Source organism: Microlunatus sagamiharensis, assembly GCF_900105785.1.
Taxonomy (GTDB): Bacteria; Actinomycetota; Actinomycetes; order Propionibacteriales; family Propionibacteriaceae; genus Microlunatus; species Microlunatus sagamiharensis.
The window spans coordinates 2,942,941-2,959,562 of sequence record NZ_LT629799.1; the positions used below are offsets into that span (position 1 = coordinate 2,942,941).

16 protein-coding genes are annotated in these 16,622 nt (G+C 72.7%); 12 read left to right on the forward strand and 4 right to left on the reverse strand.

Going from position 1 to position 16,622, the window contains the following annotated elements; translation table 11 throughout:
• Window positions 1-68: 68 nt before the first annotated feature.
• On the forward strand, window positions 69-485 hold the full coding sequence (locus tag BLU42_RS13510; RefSeq protein WP_157719976.1) for a DUF4307 domain-containing protein: 417 nt from the start codon (window positions 69-71) through the stop codon (window positions 483-485).
• Window positions 486-567: 82 nt separating this feature from the next.
• The gene (gene greA / locus BLU42_RS13515) at window positions 568-1,071 is read left to right on the forward strand and encodes a transcription elongation factor GreA (protein ID WP_091075186.1); all 504 of its coding nucleotides are present in this window, start codon (window positions 568-570) and stop codon (window positions 1,069-1,071) included.
• Between the two features lie 156 nt (window positions 1,072-1,227).
• Here greA and BLU42_RS13520 read toward each other — a convergent pair whose 3' ends face one another.
• Window positions 1,228-1,632, reverse strand: coding sequence for a DUF2089 domain-containing protein (locus BLU42_RS13520; protein ID WP_091075189.1), 405 nt, complete (start codon window positions 1,630-1,632; stop codon window positions 1,228-1,230).
• Entirely contained in the window at window positions 1,629-2,663 is a 1,035-nt protein-coding gene (locus tag BLU42_RS13525; protein ID WP_231918152.1) for a hypothetical protein, read from the reverse strand. Before BLU42_RS13525 ends, BLU42_RS13520 begins: the two co-directional genes overlap by 4 nt.
• A gap of 137 nt (window positions 2,664-2,800) precedes the next feature.
• Between BLU42_RS13525 and BLU42_RS13530 the strand changes: the two genes are divergently transcribed.
• From BLU42_RS13530 to BLU42_RS13540, 3 genes are all read left to right on the forward strand, one after another.
• Window positions 2,801-3,262 (forward strand): MarR family winged helix-turn-helix transcriptional regulator, encoded by a 462-nt coding sequence (locus tag BLU42_RS13530; RefSeq protein ID WP_091075193.1) that lies wholly within the window; start codon window positions 2,801-2,803, stop codon window positions 3,260-3,262.
• Window positions 3,263-3,342: 80 nt separating this feature from the next.
• Entirely contained in the window at window positions 3,343-5,112 is a 1,770-nt protein-coding gene (locus tag BLU42_RS13535) for an MDR family MFS transporter (protein WP_091075195.1), read from the forward strand.
• Between the two features lie 286 nt (window positions 5,113-5,398).
• Complete coding sequence (locus BLU42_RS13540) at window positions 5,399-6,652, forward strand: L,D-transpeptidase (protein ID WP_091075197.1); 1,254 nt, start codon at window positions 5,399-5,401, stop codon at window positions 6,650-6,652.
• 187 nt (window positions 6,653-6,839) lie between these two features.
• On the opposite strand, the gene BLU42_RS13545 is transcribed toward BLU42_RS13540, so the two are convergent.
• On the reverse strand, window positions 6,840-8,108 hold the full coding sequence (locus tag BLU42_RS13545) for an AI-2E family transporter (RefSeq protein WP_091075199.1): 1,269 nt from the start codon (window positions 8,106-8,108) through the stop codon (window positions 6,840-6,842).
• Between the two features lie 97 nt (window positions 8,109-8,205).
• Between BLU42_RS13545 and BLU42_RS13550 the strand changes: the two genes are divergently transcribed.
• The 3 genes from BLU42_RS13550 (at window position 8,206) to BLU42_RS13560 (ending at window position 10,981) form a co-directional block, all read left to right on the forward strand.
• Window positions 8,206-9,465, forward strand: a complete 1,260-nt coding sequence (locus BLU42_RS13550; RefSeq protein WP_091080471.1) for an MFS transporter — start codon at window positions 8,206-8,208, stop codon at window positions 9,463-9,465.
• Window positions 9,443-10,126: a uracil-DNA glycosylase gene (locus BLU42_RS13555; RefSeq protein WP_091075201.1), complete on the forward strand. Its 684-nt coding sequence runs from the start codon at window positions 9,443-9,445 to the stop codon at window positions 10,124-10,126. Before BLU42_RS13550 ends, BLU42_RS13555 begins: the two co-directional genes overlap by 23 nt.
• Before the next feature lie 87 nt (window positions 10,127-10,213).
• Window positions 10,214-10,981, forward strand: coding sequence for a DUF1345 domain-containing protein (locus BLU42_RS13560; RefSeq protein ID WP_091075203.1), 768 nt, complete (start codon window positions 10,214-10,216; stop codon window positions 10,979-10,981).
• A 114-nt stretch (window positions 10,982-11,095) separates the two neighbouring features.
• Here the strand turns inward: BLU42_RS13560 and BLU42_RS13565 are convergent, their stop codons facing one another.
• Window positions 11,096-12,247: a cystathionine gamma-synthase gene (locus BLU42_RS13565; protein ID WP_091075205.1), complete on the reverse strand. Its 1,152-nt coding sequence runs from the start codon at window positions 12,245-12,247 to the stop codon at window positions 11,096-11,098.
• Window positions 12,248-12,377: 130 nt separating this feature from the next.
• Between BLU42_RS13565 and msrA the strand changes: the two genes are divergently transcribed.
• The 4 genes from msrA to BLU42_RS13585 all read left to right on the forward strand — a co-directional run bounded on the left by msrA (window position 12,378) and on the right by BLU42_RS13585 (window position 16,622).
• On the forward strand, window positions 12,378-13,010 hold the full coding sequence (gene msrA / locus BLU42_RS13570; RefSeq protein WP_091075207.1) for a peptide-methionine (S)-S-oxide reductase MsrA: 633 nt from the start codon (window positions 12,378-12,380) through the stop codon (window positions 13,008-13,010).
• A 187-nt stretch (window positions 13,011-13,197) separates the two neighbouring features.
• Window positions 13,198-14,841, forward strand: a complete 1,644-nt coding sequence (locus BLU42_RS13575) for an ABC-F family ATP-binding cassette domain-containing protein (protein WP_091075209.1) — start codon at window positions 13,198-13,200, stop codon at window positions 14,839-14,841.
• Between the two features lie 43 nt (window positions 14,842-14,884).
• Window positions 14,885-15,178: a hypothetical protein gene (locus BLU42_RS13580; protein WP_091075211.1), complete on the forward strand. Its 294-nt coding sequence runs from the start codon at window positions 14,885-14,887 to the stop codon at window positions 15,176-15,178.
• Between the two features lie 166 nt (window positions 15,179-15,344).
• On the forward strand, window positions 15,345-16,622 hold the full coding sequence (locus BLU42_RS13585) for an MFS transporter (protein WP_091075213.1): 1,278 nt from the start codon (window positions 15,345-15,347) through the stop codon (window positions 16,620-16,622).

A 16,622-nucleotide genomic window follows, 5' to 3' on the forward strand; every position in this document is an offset into this window, starting at 1 on the left:
ATCGTCCCACGGCTACCGAGGCCGTCTCACGTCCGAAGGCCTTACCGGGGGCGGGGGATGATGGTCGCGTGACCGTGCCGACGACGCTGGACCCGGCGGCCGCCGAGCGCCTGGCCCGCCGCTACCCGCCGCCGCGGGTCAACCGGCGCACCAAGGCCCTGATGGTGGCCGTCGCGACGCTCGTCGCGCTCGGCTGGCTCGTCTGGGCGGCCCTGCTGCACGCCGAGCCCGCGGTGACCGGCCAGGTCGCGTCGTACAAGGTCCTGTCCGACACCTCCATCCAGGTGGAGGTCACCGTGCAGCGCCGCGACCCGTCCAAGCCGGCGAGCTGCCGGCTGCTGGTGCAGTCGACGGACTTCCAGCCGGTCGCCGAGCAGTCCGTCGAGGTCGGGCCGAGCCAGTTCAAGGTCGTGGACACGAACGTCACGCTCACCACGCTGCGCCGGGCGACGGCGCCCTCGATCAAGAGCTGCACCTCGTCCTGAGCCGCGGGGTCCTGAGACGCGGCGTCCTGAGGCGTGGCCGCGAGGCGTGGGCGCACGCGCCCCGCGTTGCTATCCTCGTCCGATGTCCGAGGCCACACAGACCATCTGGTTGACCCAGGATGCGTACGACAAGCTGCAGGCGGAGCTCGAGCAGCTGTCGGGCCCTGGGCGCGCCGACGTGAGCGCGCGCATCGCCGCCGCCCGTGAGGAGGGCGACCTCCGCGAGAACGGTGGCTACCACGCGGCGCGCGAGCAGCAGGGCCAGCAGGAGGCCCGCATCCGTCAGCTCACCGACATGCTCCGCCGCGCCGAGGTCGGCGAGGCCCCGTCGAACAGCGACGAGGTCGCCCCCGGCACGCTCGTGACCATCGCCTTCGACGGCGACGAGAGCGACACCGACACCTTCCTGCTCGGCTCGCGCGAGGTCCTCGGCCTCGACGACGTCGACACCAACGTCTACAGCCCGCAGTCGCCGCTGGGCTCCGCGATCCTCGGGAAGTCCAAGGGCGACGAGGCGTCGTACGAGGCCCCGAACGGCAAGAAGATCAACGTGACGATCGTGAAGGTCCAGCCGTACGGCGTCTGATTGCCTCCGCTCCGCTCCGGCGCGGAGCGCGCTCTGGTCCTCCGCCTTCCTCCCTCCGGGTGACGCCGACGAAGAACGTGTCGACGTCACCCTCCGGTCGTCCAGGCGGAGGCGCGCGCTCCGGCGACGGTCGCTGACCGCAGACCTCTGGGTTCGTCAGAGCTGGGCGAGCAGTGTGGCGGCCTCATCGGGGCTGAGGGCGCCGGAGGCGACCTCGGAGAGGATCTGGTCGCGGTTCGGGGCGCTCGGCGCCTCCTCCGCGCCCGCCAGACCGAGCTTGCGCAGCAGGTCGTTGAACCTCGCCCGTGCGGTCGGGTAGGAGACGCCGAGGTGCTTCTCGACCTCGCGCAGGTTGCCGCGCGAGGCGAGGAAGACGCGCAGCATCTCGCTCTCGCGGTCGTCGAGCGCGCAGTAGTCGCAGGGTGCGAAGAGCCCGGCGAGCTCGGTGCCGCACGTGCCGCAGCCGAGCCGGGTCACGGCCAGCCGGTCGCCGCAGACCGGGCAGGCGCTCGGCGCCCGGTGCTCGTGCTGGGGTCCGGCGGCCCGGACGCGCTCGCTCACTCGGAGTCCTTGGCGCTCGCGGCGTCGGAGCCGACGCGCACCTGCGCGTGCCCCATGACGACCTCGACGTCGAGCCGGGCGTTGCCGTGGCCCATCACGACCTCGTCGCCCGCGCCGCTGTGGCCGCCGGCCCAGCTGACCCGGCCGAGCTGGGCGTCGCTCTTGACCGTGACGTTGGAGTCGTCGCCGAGGGTGATGGACAGCGAACCCGACTCCGCCCGGACGCGGTGCCGCCCCTGGGTGATCGTGCCCTTGATGGTGGCCGAGCCCGCCTGCACGAGCACGTCGTGCACCTCGGTCACGTCGAGGAGCTTGGCCCCGCCGGCCGTCACCCGGATCTTGCCGAGGTGCGGCACGCGCTCGGTGCTCAGCTGGCCGGCCGTGACCTCCACGTCGACGGCGAGCGCCGGGTTGACGCGGAGCAGCAGCTCCTTGCCCAGCCCGAGCGCCCGGAAGTCCTCGAGGCTGCGCGGCACGCCCCGCAGGATGCTGAAGCCGTCGAGGCTCGGGCCGATCTCGCCGTCGCTCGACACCTCGAGGGTGGAGCCGTTGCGGCGCAGCACGTGCGGCCCGTCGGCGGAGAGGGTGGCCACCGAGGTCTCCCCCACGATGCGCACCCGGCGACCGACGACGCGGACCGTGATCCGGTCGACGCCGTTGGTGCCCTTGGTGCGGGGCCCCTTGCCGTCCGTGGCGGCCGGCTCCGGGACCTCGACGGTCTCCACCGGCTCCGGCTGGACGTCGCGCGGGGCGCCGACGGTCTCCCGGGCGAAGGTGGCGTGCTGCGGACGGTCGGTGGCCAGGGCCCACGGGTCGCCCGCGGGCTCGTCGCCCGTACCGGGAGCGGCGGGCGGCGGGCTCGGCACGGCGGTGGGCTCGGACCGGTCTTCCGCCGTCGGGGCGGCGGGTGGGGCCGGCGGGGCCGGCGGAGCGGCCTTGAGGCCGTCGATCCGCCGGGCCGCCTCGGAGGCGTCGATGCGCCCCGCGGCCAGCTCGTTGAGGATCGCGGACATCAGCGGATCAGTGCTCATGACCAGAATGTAAAACCCAGCTTTCCATTCCGGAAGGTCTGACGGCGAAGTCCAGGGGTTCCCCTGAGGAGGACGGGGTGCCGAGGCGATTTTCCCTTTGTTTGCATGAGTCAAGCACCTGTACGTATGCTTGCGACATGCAACCGAACGCGGCTCCTGGGGCCGCCGGCCAGGAGGCGACGGGCCACGTCGTCGACTCTGTCCTCCACACCACCATGAGCATCGGCCGCCTGATGCGCCAGCGCGTCGTGGGCGACCAGCTGGAGCCCGCGGCCTACTGGGTGCTCAAGCACCTCGACCACGGGTCGCTCAGGATCACCGAGCTGGCGAGCAGCGTCCAGCTCGACACCTCCACCGCCTCGCGCCACGTCAGCCAGCTCGAGCGGGTCGGCCTGGTGGAGCGGAGCCAGGACCCCGACGACGGCCGGGCGCAGCGCATCGACCTCACCCCCGAGGGCCGGGCCCAGCTGCACGCCTCGCTCACGCGCCGGCGCGACGCGCTGACCAGTGCCTTCGCGACCTGGGACGCCGCCGACATGGCTGACCTCGACCGCCTCCTCTCCCGCCTCGCCGCCGACATCGAGGCCCGCACTCCCTAGGACGCGCCGGAGAACGACCTCCCCGCGCCCCGTCCCGCAGCACCCACACCACGCACCACCAGAGCAGACAGAGACCCACCATGAGCACGTACGAACCACGCCGCGCCCTCGTCGAGGACCCGGCCGCACCGCACCCGGAGGCCGCGCCCTCCGGCCACCCCGCCCGCGCCGCCCGGGAGGCCCTGGAGGCGACCGCCGCGCAGGCCGGCGGCACCCCGGGCACCAGCACGGCGCCCCAGGCGCCGGCGACGGGCACGGGCACGGGCGACGGCGGCTACCTCAGCCACCGCCAGATCCTCGTCGTCATCGGCGGCCTGATGGCCGGCATGTTCCTGGCCGCGCTCGACCAGAGCATCGTCGGCGTCGCGCTGCCCAAGATCACCTCCGAGCTCGGCGGCCTCGACAAGCTCTCCTGGGTCGTCACCGCGTACCTGCTGACCTCGACCGCGGCGACGCCCCTGTGGGGCAAGATCTCCGACCTGCGCGGGCGCCGTCCCGTCTTCCAGGCCGCGATCCTGGTCTTCCTCGTCGGGTCCGTGATCTGCGGCTTCGCCCTGCCGATCTCGAACGCGCTCGGCCTCTCGGGCATCGACGTGATGATCATCGGGCGCGCGGTCCAGGGCCTCGGCGGCGGCGGGCTCATGTCGCTCGCGCTCGCCGTCATCGGCGACGTCATCCCGCCGCGCGAGCGCGGCAAGTACCAGGGCCTCTTCGGTGCCGTCTTCGGCGTCTCCTCGGTCGCGGGCCCGCTGCTGGGCGGCCTGTTCACCGACCACCTCGGCTGGGAGTGGATCTTCTTCATCAACCTGCCGATCGGCGCCGCGGCCCTGGTCGTCACCTCGATCGCGCTCAAGCTCCCGCACGTCCAGCGCGACGCGTCGGTGGACTACCTGGGCGCGGCGACCATCGTCGGCTCGGTGACGAGCCTGGTGCTCTACCTGAGCTGGGCCGGCCCGGACCGCGGGTGGACCTCGGCGGTCGGCCTCGGCCTGCTCGCCGCGGTCGTCGTCCTCGGCGCGCTCTTCGTCGCGGTGGAGCGCCGCGCCGAGGAGCCGATCATCCCGCTCGAGCTCTTCCGCTCCTGGACCTTCGTGTCCAACATCAGCTTCGCCATGATCATGGGCGTCGCCATGTTCGGCGGCCTGATCTACCTGCCCATCTACCTGCAGGCGGTCAAGGGCATGAGCGCCACCGAGTCCGGCCTGGCCATGCTGCCGCTCGTCCTCGGCATCTTCTCCACCTCGATCTCCGGCGGCCAGATCATGAGCCGCACGGGGCGCTACAAGTGGATGCCGATCACCGGCGCGATCGTCGTCGGCGTCGCCTTCGTCGGTCTCTCGCGGATCGCGGTGGACACGTCGTACGGGCTGATCGCCGTGCTGATGTTCGTCTTCGGCGCGGGCCTCGGCCTCACCATGCAGGTCGTCGTCACCGCCGTGCAGAACAGCGTCGACCGCAGGCACATGGGCGTCGCCACGGCGGCGGTGACCTTCTTCCGCTCGATGGGCGGCGCGGTCGGGACGGCGCTGTTCGGCGCGATCCTCAACACCCGGCTGGCCCACCACCTCGCCACGGTGATCCCGGCCGGGGCGGGCGGCCAGGCCGGAGCGGCCACCGGCGCGGTGAACGACGTGACCGCGATCCGCGCCCTCCCGGAGCCGGTCCGCACCTGGGTGCTGACGGCCTTCACCCAGGCCATGGACGACGTCTTCCTCGTCGCCGTGCCCTTCCTGGCCGTGGCGCTGGTGATCGCGGTCCTCATGCGCGAGAAGGTGCTGGGCGGCCGGGAGCCGTCGGCGCCGACCGGCTCCGCCGAGCGCGAGGAGCAGCTGGTGGCCGTCGGCCACTGACCTCGGACGACCCCGTGGGACCCGCCGCGCGGCGGGTCCCGCGGGCCGGCCGACACCGCGGCGTCACCATTCCGACGGCCGCCGTAGAAGTACGCAACGGTCTCGTCTCGAGGTCGAGAACGATTAGGAATTGGCCCACCCGGATGGCACATTGGGAGCGCGGGTGGGCGGGCACCTTAGCGGAGCCTGAGGTGACGTGCCCACACCGACCACGGACGCCCCGACCGCAGGGCCGACGGCGAGACCGAGTCCAGCCCGTACGCAGCCTCGAGGAGACGAGCACCGAATGCCGACCCGACGACACCTGGCCGCTGGTGGCCTGGCCTCCGCCGTCCTGCTCCTGGCCGTGAGCGCCGGCTGCGGCACCGTGCCCGACGCGCAGGGCTCGACCGGTGGCGCCTCAACCCCCGCAGGCAGCTCGCAGCCGAGCAACAGCTCCTCCCCCAGCCCCTCGGCGACGCCGACCACGCCGGCGGTCGAGCTGTCCTCGAACGTCGACGACGGCGCCAAGGGCGTCCAGGTCTCGACCCTCGTGACCGCCAAGGCGAGCCAGGGCCAGCTGTCCAAGGTCGCGGTCGACTACACGTACACCGACACCAAGGGCAAGGCCCAGGAGGGCACCCTCAAGGGGTCGATGAACAAGGCGAAGACGAGCTGGACCGCGGGCGACCGCCTGGAGCCGTCGGGCACCTACACGATGACCGTCACCGGCAAGAACACCGCCGGGGACAAGTCGACGCAGAAGACGACGTTCAAGACCCAGCAGCTCGCCCTCAGCGACCAGGTCTTCCCCGAGCTCTACCCGCTGCCCGGCAGCAAGGTCGGCGTCGGGATGCCGGCGGTCGTGCGCTTCGACACCCCGGTCACCGACCGCAAGTCCTTCGAGAAGAACCTGCACGTCACGACGGTCCCCAAGCAGACCGGCAGCTGGCACTGGTACAGCAACCAGGAGGTGCACTGGCGCCCGAAGTCGTACTGGAAGCCGGGCACCAAGGTGAGCGTCGAGGCCGACGTCAACGGCGTGCCGGCCGGCAACGGCAACTACGGGCAGAAGTCGTCGAAGACGAACTTCACCATCGGGCGTGAGTTCGTCATGAAGGTCAACCTCAAGTCGCACTACCTGACGGCGTACAAGGACGGCAAGAAGGTCCGCAGCATCCCGGTCACGGGCGGCAAGCCGGGCTGGACGACCCGCAGCGGCACCAAGCTGATCATGGCCAAGGAGTACGACAAGGTCATGACCAACGAGCAGATCGGCGCCGAGGAGGAGTACAGCCTCAAGGCGGCGTACGCGATGCGGCTCACCAACTCCGGGGAGTTCCTGCACTCCGCCCCGTGGAGCGTCGGCAGCCAGGGCCGCGCGAACGTCAGCCACGGCTGCGTCGGCATGAGCATCGCCGACTCGCGCTGGCTCAGCGAGCAGACCCTGATCGGCGACCCGGTCGTCACCACCGGCACCAATCGCGGGATCGAGCCGGGCAACGGCTACTCCGACTGGAACGCGTCCTTCAAGGAGTACGCGAAGGGTTCCGCCCTCTGAGGGTGAGCACCCCCTGAACGACACCGAGGGCGGGTCCGGCTGAGGCCGGGCCCGCCCTCGTGCTGTGCGTGGACGAGAGGGCTCGGGTACGGCGAGCGTGACGACACACCGGGTGACCGTTCCGAGGTTGTCCCGAGGTCGTCCGCGCGTCGTCACTCTCGACGCGGCGGCCTCCGGGCCGAACGTTCTAGCGGGCGACCTGGTTGGTGCTCGGGTCGGGGACCTCGTCGGAGAGGTGCTGCACGAACGTCTTGACGAAGGCGAGCATCGGGACGGCGAACAGCGCGCCGACGATGCCGCCGAGGATGATGCCGATCGCGATGGCGAGCAGCACGGCGAGCGGGTGCAGCTTGACGGCGCGCCCGAGCAGGAACGGCTGCAGCAGGTGGCCCTCGACCTGCATCACCACGATGATCGCGCCCAGCATGAACAGGGCCTGCACCCAGCCGAGGGCGACGAGCGCCACGAGGACGGCGACGAAGCCCGAGACGAAGGCGCCGACGATCGGCACGAAGGCGCCGATGAAGACGAGCGCCGCGAGCGCGGGGGCAGCTGGCACGCCGATGATGAGCGCCGCGATCAGCACGCCCAGACCGTCGGCGAGCGCGACGACGATCGTCGCGCGCACGTACGACGACAGCGACTGCCAGCCGTTGAGGGCGGCGCCGTCGACCCGGCGGCGCGAACGACGGGGGAAGAAGCGCATGCAGAAGGTGAAGATCTCGCGCCCGTTGTGCAGGAAGTAGAACAGCGAGAAGAGGGTCAGCGCCGTCCCGGCGAGGAAGTGGCCGACCGACGAGCCGATCTCGGCCGCGTACGTGGTGATCGTGTCCTGGCTGGCGGTGACCCAGCTGGTGATCCGCGTGACCCACTCGTCGGGGTTGAAGTAGGTCGCGCTCACGTGCAGCGGGCCGTTCTGCAACCAGTTGGAGAGCTGCTTGAAGCCGGTGGTCACGTTCGTGCCCAGGGTGGACGACTGCGACACGATCGAGCTGACGATCAGGTAGAGCACGCCGGCGATGACGGCGATCCCGCCCAGGACGGTGATGGCGGTGGCCAGCCCCAGGTTGACCCCCCAGGAGTGCAGCCGCTTGGTGACCGGCAGCAGCAGGGCGGTCAGGAGCACGGCCACGAGCAGCGGGATCGTCACCTCGGAGAGGTACGCGAGCGCGTACGCGATCCCGGCGGCCATGATCGCGACGACGATCACCCGCCAGCCCCAGGCGGCCGCGACGTGCAGGCCGTCGGGTACGGCCTGGTCGTAGACCGAGTTCTTCTCCTCGACGTGCACGTGCATCTCCGGGACCGCCGACTCGGGCGCGGCGACGGTCGCGCCGTCGGCCGCGGGTGCGGTCGGTCCTGCGGGCAGCGCCCGGGTGTCCGCGCGGGCGCGGGCCTCAGCGGTCCTGGCCCGGAGACGGTCGGCCCCACGCCGGAGCTGCTGGGAAATGGTCATGCGCCTGCTCTCTCCTCCGCCCGACGCAACGTGCCGGGCTCTCCAACGGTAGTGGTCCGGGCCGCTCCCGCCCGCCCACGCGGGGCACACTGTGCCGGTGCCTCGCCAGCGTCCCGCCTTCCTGCCCGGAGCGGGACGGCGCCAGCCCCTCCCCCGCGAGGTCTACGTCCTCGGGTTGATCGCCTTCTGCGTGGCCGTCGGCTTCGGCGTCCTGGTGCCGGTGCTGCCGGTCTTCGCCCGCAGCTTCGGGGTCGACAACTTCCAGGTCGGCGCCGTGGTGTCGGCCTTCGCGCTGATGCGGCTGGCCTGCAGCCCCTTCTGCGGCCGCCTCATCGCCCTCTTCGGCGAGCGCCTGGTCCTGGCCGTCGGCATCTACGTGGTCGCGGTCTCGAGCGGGCTCGCCGGCATCTCGACGAGCTACGGCCAGCTGCTGGTGCTGCGCGGTCTCGGCGGGATCGGCTCGGCGATGTTCACGGTGTCGGCCACGACGCTGCTGCTGACGAGCGTGCGCCACGAGCTCCGCGGCCGCGCCGCCGGCTTCTTCCAGGCGGGCTTCCTCATCGGCGGGATGGCCGGGCCCGCGATCGGCGGGCTGCTGTCGGCCATCAGCATCACCGCGCCCTTCTTCTTCTACGCCGCCACGCTCGCCGTCGCCGGCACCGTCGGACTCCTGCTGCTGCGGACGCGGTCGGCCCGCGACGACGACGCGCCTGCGCTGCCCGTCCGCCCGCTGCGCGAGGTCCTGCGCGACCGGCGCTTCCAGGCCGCCTGCCTGGTCAACCTCGGGCAGGGCTGGTCGTCGTTCGGGGTCCGCTCGGCCCTCGTGCCGGTGCTCGTCGTCGAGGTCCTGGGGCGCGACACCTCCTGGACCGGCATCGCCTTCACCTGCGCGGCCGTCGTGCAGACCGTCGCCGTCGGGCCGGCGGGACGGTTCGTCGACACGGTCGGGCGCCGCCCGGCGATGGTGCTCGGCACCGCGCTCGCGGCCGGCTCGATCCTGGCCGTCGCCTTCGCCCCGAACGTCTACGTCCTCATCGCCGTGCTCTGCGTCTACGGGGTGTCCGCGGCCTTCCTCGGCACGGCACCGGCCGCCTCCGTCGGCGACGCGGCCGGCGCACGCGGCGGCACCCCGGTCGCGATCTTCTCGATGTCGTCGGACGTGGGCGCGATCCTCGGCCCGCTCGTGGCCGGCTTCCTCGCCGACCAGGTCGGCTACCCGGTCGCCTTCGCGGTGGGGGCGGCGCTGCTGCTGGTCGGGACGTTCGCCTCGGCCCGGATGCCGCGCGAGAGGCCGCGCCCCACCCCCGTCGAGGTCCGCGACCCGGAGGGCAGCGATGAGCCGACCCGCGTGGACTGAGCAGCTCGCGCCCGACTGGGCCGAGGCGCTGCGCCCCGCCGAGGCCGCGCTCGCCCGCGCCGAGGCGTTCTGCGACGCCGAGGACGCGGCGGGTCGGGTCTACCTGCCGTTGCGCGACCGCGTGCTGCGCGCGTTCGGACGCCCGCTCGCCGACGTCCGCGTGCTCGTCGTCGGGCAGGACCCCTACCCCAACCCCGGGCACCCCGTCGGGCTCGCCTTCTCCGTGGCGCCCGACGTCCGCCCGCTGCCGCGCTCGCTGGCGAACGTCTACCGCGAGCTCGAGGCCGACCTCGGCATCGCCCCGGCGGCGCACGGCGACCTCTCGGCGTGGTTCGAGCAGGGCGTCCTGCTCCTCAACCGCGTCCTCACCGTCGCGCCGGGCCAGTCCGGCTCGCACCGCCGCAAGGGCTGGGAGCAGGTCACCCAGCGCGCGATCGAGGCGCTCGTCGAGCGCGGCGGACCGCTCGTCGCCGTGCTGTGGGGTGGCGACGCGCGCAAGCTCGCGCCTCTCCTCGGCGACGTCCCCGTCGTCGAGAGCGCCCACCCGTCGCCGCTCTCGGCGCGCTACGGCTTCTTCGGCTCGCGTCCCTTCAGCCGGGTCAACGAGCTCCTCGCGGCCCAGGGCGCGGAGCCGATCGACTGGCGCCTTCCCACGGTCTGAGTGCTCCCGGCACCTCGGGGCCGTGCCTCCAGCCTCTCGAGCACGGGAGCAATCTAGGCTCGGCGGACGCGACGAGAGGAACGCCGCATGTCCCGCAGGAGGACGCCGGCCCCGAGGCGGGCACCCCGGCCGGCCACGAGGGTCGTCCCTCGCCGGCCACCCCGGCTGACCGGGGACGCCTTCCGCGCCTGGTTCGCCCTGGGCCTGACCGTCCCGATCGCGGCGGCAGTCGGCCTGGCCGCGTCGCCGGACCTCGGCGAGGACGGCCGCGCCGCCTTCGTCCGCGACCAGCTGGTCGTCGGGCTGGCGAGCCTCGTTGCCTACTTCGTCCTCTACGCGGTCCTCACCTGGTCGACGTTCCGGTCCTCCGAGCGTCCCGAGCTGGAGCGGGTGCTTCGGGCGACCCGACCCCGGGAGCGGTCGGCCCGGGTCGCCCTCGCGCTCAGCGGCGGTGGCGCGACGAGCTGGTCGGTGTCGGCGGGGCTCTTCTCGCTGGCCGTGGTCGTGCTCGTGGCCGTCCAGCCCGTCCTGCGTGCCGACGCCATGGTGCTCGTGGCGAGCGGCCTCGCCGTGATCGCGAGCTGGCTGGTCGTGGTGGTCACCTTCGCGGTGCAGTACATGCGCACCGACGTCGAGTCGGGCGGGCTCGCCTTCCCGGGCGAGGAGCGCCCCGTCTTCGACGACTACGCCTACCTCGCGCTGCAGATCAGCACGACCTACTCCTCCTCCGACGTCGAGGTGACGACCCGGGCGATGCGGCGTCGCGTCGGGCGCCACACGCTCGTGGCCTTCGTCTTCAACTCGGTGATCGTCGCTCTGCTGGTCAGCGCGCTCCTGGCCGGCGTCTCGGGCTGAGCACCGTGAAGGGTCCGCAACGGGTGGGCGTGTCCAGCTGCTGCTCAGGCTGAGAGGGGACGCCGACCTTGTCGAGGCCCTTCGACAGGCTCAGGGAGCGTCCCTCGGCCCAGCTCAGCCGGCGAGCGCCTGCTCGAGGTCGGCGACGAGGTCGTCCGCGTCCTCGATGCCCACGCTGATCCGGACGAGGTCAGCCGGCACCTCGAGCCGGGTGCCCGCGACGGAGGCGTGCGTCATGCGGCCGGGGTGCTCGATGAGGGACTCCACCCCGCCGAGCGACTCGCCGAGGATGATCACCTTCGTGCGCCCGCACACGGCGACCGCCTCCTCCTCGCCGCCGTGGACGCGGAAGCTCACCATCCCGCCGAAGCGGCGCATCTGACGCGCGGCCAGGTCGTGACCGGCGTGCGACTCCAGGCCGGGGTAGATCACCTCGGCGACCTTGGGGTGGCCCTCGAGGAACTGCGCCACGCGCTCGGCGTTGTCGCAGTGGCGCTCCATGCGGACGGCGAGCGTACGGATCCCGCGCAGCGTGAGCCAGGCGTCGAACGGACCGGCCACCGCGCCCATCGCGTTCTGGTGGAACCGCAGCTTCTCGGCCAGCGCGTCGTCGGAGACGACCAGCGCGCCGCCGACGACGTCGGAGTGCCCGCCGACGTACTTGGTCGTCGAGTGCACGACGATGTCGGCGCCGAGCGCGAGCGGCTGCTGCAGGTAGGGGCTCGCGAAGGTGTTGTCGACCACGAGCAGCGCCCCGGCGGCGTGCGCGAGCTCGGCGATGCCGGCGATGTCGGCGACGCTCAGCAGCGGGTTGGTCGGCGTCTCGACCCACACGATCGTCGTGCGCTCCGGCACGATCGCGGCGCGCACGGCGTCGAGGTCGGTGAGGTCGACCGGCGAGACCTGCAGGCCCCACCCGTCGTACACGCGGGCGAACAGGCGGTAGGTGCCGCCGTACGCGTCGTGCGGGATCACGGCGTGGCCGTCGGGCCCGGTGAACGCGCGCAGCACCGCGTCCTCGGCGGCGAGGCCGCTGGCGAAGGCGAGCCCGTGCCGGCCGCCCTCGAGCGAGGCGAGCGTCTGCTCCAGCACGGTCCGCGTCGGGTTGCCCGAGCGCGAGTACTCGTAGCCGCCCTTGAGCCCGCCGACGCCGTCCTGGGAGTAGGTCGACGTCGCGTAGATCGGCGGCGTCACCGCCCCGTACGCCGGGTCCGCCTCCGGGCCGGCGTGGATGGCGCGCGTGCTGAAACCCTGCTGTTCGCTCACGGGCCCGAGGCTACGCGGGGCCCTCCGCCCGGTTCAGGGAACGCGGCGCCCCCGGAACATCGGGTCGTGCGCGACGGTTGCACCTCCTGCCGGGCCATCCAGGTCCGCGCAGAGAGGCAGACTCGTACCCATGTTCTTCTCGAAGATGAAGTCGACGCTCGTCGAGCCGGAGCAGGCCCTTCCCGGTCGCGGCCGCTCGGTGCTGGTCGACCCCACGTTCCACGAGATCTTCGGCATCCCGGTCCAGCAGGTCCCGACGGGCTCCGATGTCGTCTACCTCGCCCTCGGCTGCTTCTGGGGCGCGGAGAAGCTCTACTGGCAGGCCCCCGGCGTCACGAACACCGCGGCCGGCTACCAGGGCGGCTACACACCCAACCCCTCGTACGAGGAGGTCTGCAGCGCCCGCACCGGGCACACCGAGATCGTCAAGGTCAGCTACGACCCGCAGAAGACGAGCTTCGAGCAGCTGCTCAAGATCTTCTTCGAGAACCACGACCCGACCCAGGGCATGCGCCAGGGCAACGACGTGGGCACGCAGTACCGCTCGGCGATCTACACCACCACGCCCGAGCAGCTGGAGACGGCCGAGCGTGTCCGCGACGAGTACCAGGTGCAGTTCACCCGCTCGGGCTACGGGCAGATCACCACCGAGATCAAGTCCGCGCCGGACTTCTACTACGCCGAGGACTACCACCAGCAGTACCTCGACAAGAACCCGTTCGGCTACTGCCCCGTCCACGCCACCGGCGTGACCTGCAACTGATCACCAGGGGCTGATGTACGCCCCCTGAGCTTGTCGAAGGGCCTCGGAGAGGTCGGCGTGCTCCTCTCGCCAGGAGGACGCCGACCCCTTCGGGGCTCTTCGACAGGCTCAGGGGGCGGTCCTCGTCCGAGCCCTCCACCGTAAATCTGGTCGCACGACAGCGACCACGTCCGTAAGTTGGTCCCCCGTGTCCGCCACCCTCGTCGCCCGTGACCTCAGCGCCGGGCACGGGGCGCGCGTCCTGTTCTCCGGCCTGGACCTCACCGTCGCCCCCGGCGACGTCACCGGGCTGGTCGGCGCGAACGGCGCCGGCAAGTCCACGCTCCTCGGCCTGCTCGCCGGGCTCGGTCGGCCCGAGGCGGGGACCATCGCGCTGAGCCCGCCGAGCGCCACCGTCGGTCTGCTGCCGCAGGAGCCCGAACGTCGAGGAGACGAGGACGTGACCGCGTACGTCGCCCGGCGTACGGGGGTCGCCGACGCCCAGCGCGACCTCGACGCGGCGACCGAGGCGCTGTCGCGCGAGGACGCCGGCTCCGACGACTGGTACGCGGTCGCCTTCGACCGCTGGCTCGCCCTGGGCGGCGCCGACCTCGAGGAGCGCACGGCCGAGCAGGCCGCCGACCTGGGTCTCACCGTCCCGCTCGACGCGGCGATGACCAGCCTGTCCGGCGGCGAGGCGGCCCGCGTGGGCCTGCTCGCGCTGCTGCTGTCGCGCTTCGACGTGCTGCTGCTCGACGAGCCGACCAACGACCTCGACCTCGACGGGCTCGACCGGCTCGAGCGCTTCGTGCAGACCCTCCGCGTCGGCGCGGTCGTCGTGAGCCACGACCGCGAGTTCCTGCGGCGCTGCGTGACGACGGTCGTCGAGCTCGACCTAGCGCAGCAGAAGGTCGAGGTCTTCGGCGGCGGCTACGAGGCCTACCTCCACGAGCGCGAGGTCCGCCGCCAGCACGCGCGCGAGGCGTACGAGGAGTACTCCGAGACCAGGGCCGACCTCACGCAGCGGATGCGGGCGCAGCGCGCCTGGGCCGTGCAGGGGGTGACCAAGGAGAAGAAGAACCCGAAGGACAACGACAAGGCGCAGCGCGACTTCCGGATCAACCGCACGGAGAAGCAGGCCTCCAAGGTGCGGGCCACCGAGCGCCTGATCGAGCGGCTCGACGAGGTCGAGGAGCCGCGCAAGGAGTGGCAGCTGCAGATGGAGATCGCGGCCGCCCCGCGCTCGGGCAGCGTCGTCGCCACCCTGAACCGCGCCGTCGTGCACCGCGGGACCTTCACCCTCGGGCCGGTCGACCTGACCCTCTCCTACGGCGACCGCGTCGCCGTCCTCGGCCCGAACGGGGCCGGCAAGACCACGCTCATCCGCCTCCTGCTGGGTCGCACGGCGCCCGACGAGGGGCTCGCCTCCCTCGGCGCATCTGTCCGCGTCGGCGAGGTCGACCAGGCCCGCGACCTCGTCGACGGGCCCGACCTGCTCGTCGACGTCATGGAGCGGGAGCTGCCCGACCTCAGCCCCGCCGACGTGCGGACGCTCCTGGCCAAGTTCGGGCTGCGGGCCGACCACGTCCGCCGCGCCGCCTCCTCGCTCTCCCCCGGCGAACGGACTCGGGCCGCACTGGCCCTGCTGCAGTCGCGCGGGACCAACCTGCTCGTCCTCGACGAGCCGACCAACCACCTCGACCTCCCGGCGATCGAGCAGCTGGAGAGCGCGCTCGCCTCGTACGCGGGGACGCTCGTCCTGGTCAGCCACGACCGACGGATGCTCGAGGCCGTGCACGTCACCCGCCGCCTGCACGTGGAGCGCGGCGTCGTGGAGGAGCGCCCCGTCTGAGCACTGGAGCCCCGGGTGCGGCGCCGCCCACTACGGTCGGCACATGAGCAACGACACCCCGGAGACCCCGGACCTGCAGGAGATCGACGTCCACAACAACCGGGAGTCGCGCGCCTACGCCGCGGAGTCGACCCAGCGCGTGTCCCGGGCGAGCGACGGCGGTGCCCCGCCGCACGAGGCGACGCCCGCCGGCGAGCTGCCCGAGCGCGGCGACCAGGGCACGGCCGGCGGCAACCCGGTGGCCGGGCTGGAGATCAGCCACGCCGAGGCCGAGGACGCCGCGGTCCCGGACGACCGCCCGCAGGAGGTCGACGGCCCCGCAACCGGGCACGCCTGAGCCGAGCGTCATCGGGTGACTTCCTGCACCGTGACGGTGCAGGAAGTCACCCGTTGTTCGTCCCTGGGCCCGATTGACGGGCACTCCGAACAGGCCGTGCCGTGGGAGGGTTGAGGTCCCTGGTCAGCGGAGACCTCGTGCCCGTGCCCCACCCGAGGAACCGCTGATGACCACCACCACGCCTGCGCCTGCCGCCACGCCTCCCGTCGCGACGACGTCCGCGCCCGCTCCCCTCCGCTTCGGCTCGCTCGGCGGCGACCGCCCCGCCAGGGCCGGCTGGGCGCTCTTCGCCCTCGCCGTCGGCGGCTTCGCGATCGGCACGACCGAGTTCGCCTCCATGGGCCTGCTGCCCCAGATCGCCGCGGGCGTCGGCGTCTCCATCCCGACCGCCGGCAGCCTGATCTCCGCGTACGCGCTCGGCGTCGTCGTCGGCGCCCCGCTCATCGCCGTCCTCGCCGCGCGGATCCCGCGCCGCCGCCTGCTGCTGGCGCTGATGCTCGTCTTCGCGCTCGGCAACGCCGCCTCGGCCGCCGCGTCCTCGTTCGGCTTCCTGCTCGTCGCGCGGTTCGTCGCCGGCCTGCCGCACGGCGCGTACTTCGGCGTCGCCTCGCTCGTCGCCGCCGCCCTCGTCGCCCCGAACCGGCGCGCCTCGGCCGTGGCCCGCGTCATGCTCGGGCTGACCGTGGCCAACGTCGTCGGTGTTCCTCTCGCCACCTGGGCCGGTCAGCACCTCGGCTGGCCGGCGCTCTACGTCGCCGTCGCCGTCCTCGCGGTCCTCTGCCTCGTCGCGATGGCGTCGTTCGTGCCGCCCGTCCGGGTCGGCCCCGCCGACGCGGTCGCGAGCGTGCGTACGGAGCTCGGCGCGCTCGCGCGTCCGCAGGTCTGGTTCGCCCTGGTCACGGGCATGGTGAGCTTCGGCGGCATGTTCGCGACCTACTCCTACATCTCCCCGACCGTCATGACGCTCGCCGGCCTGAGCGAGGGCGGCGTGGTGTGGATCCTCGCGATGTTCGGCATCGGCTCGACCGTCGGCACGCTGCTCGGCGGCCGCCTCGCGGACCGGGCGCTGGTCCCGACGCTGCTCGGCGGGCTGGTCGGGATCGGGGTCGTGCTGGCCACGTTCGGCCTGCTGGCCACGACGCCCGTCGGCGCGTTCGTGGCGGTGTTCCTGCTCGGCGCCTCCGGCAGCCTGATGCTCCCGGCGCTGCAGACCCGGCTGATGGACGCCGCCGCCGGCGGCCAGTCGCTCGCCGCGGCCCTCAACCACGCCACCCTGAACATCGCCAACGCGCTCGGCGCCTGGCTCGGCGGCGCGGTCCTCGCCGCCGGCTACTCGTACGCCTGGCCGAGCCGGGTGTCCGTCGTGCTGCCGGTCCTCGGCCTGATCGTCTTCAGCGTGGGCCTGGCCCTGCAGCGACGCGAGCGGGCGGCGACGAGCGGCTGA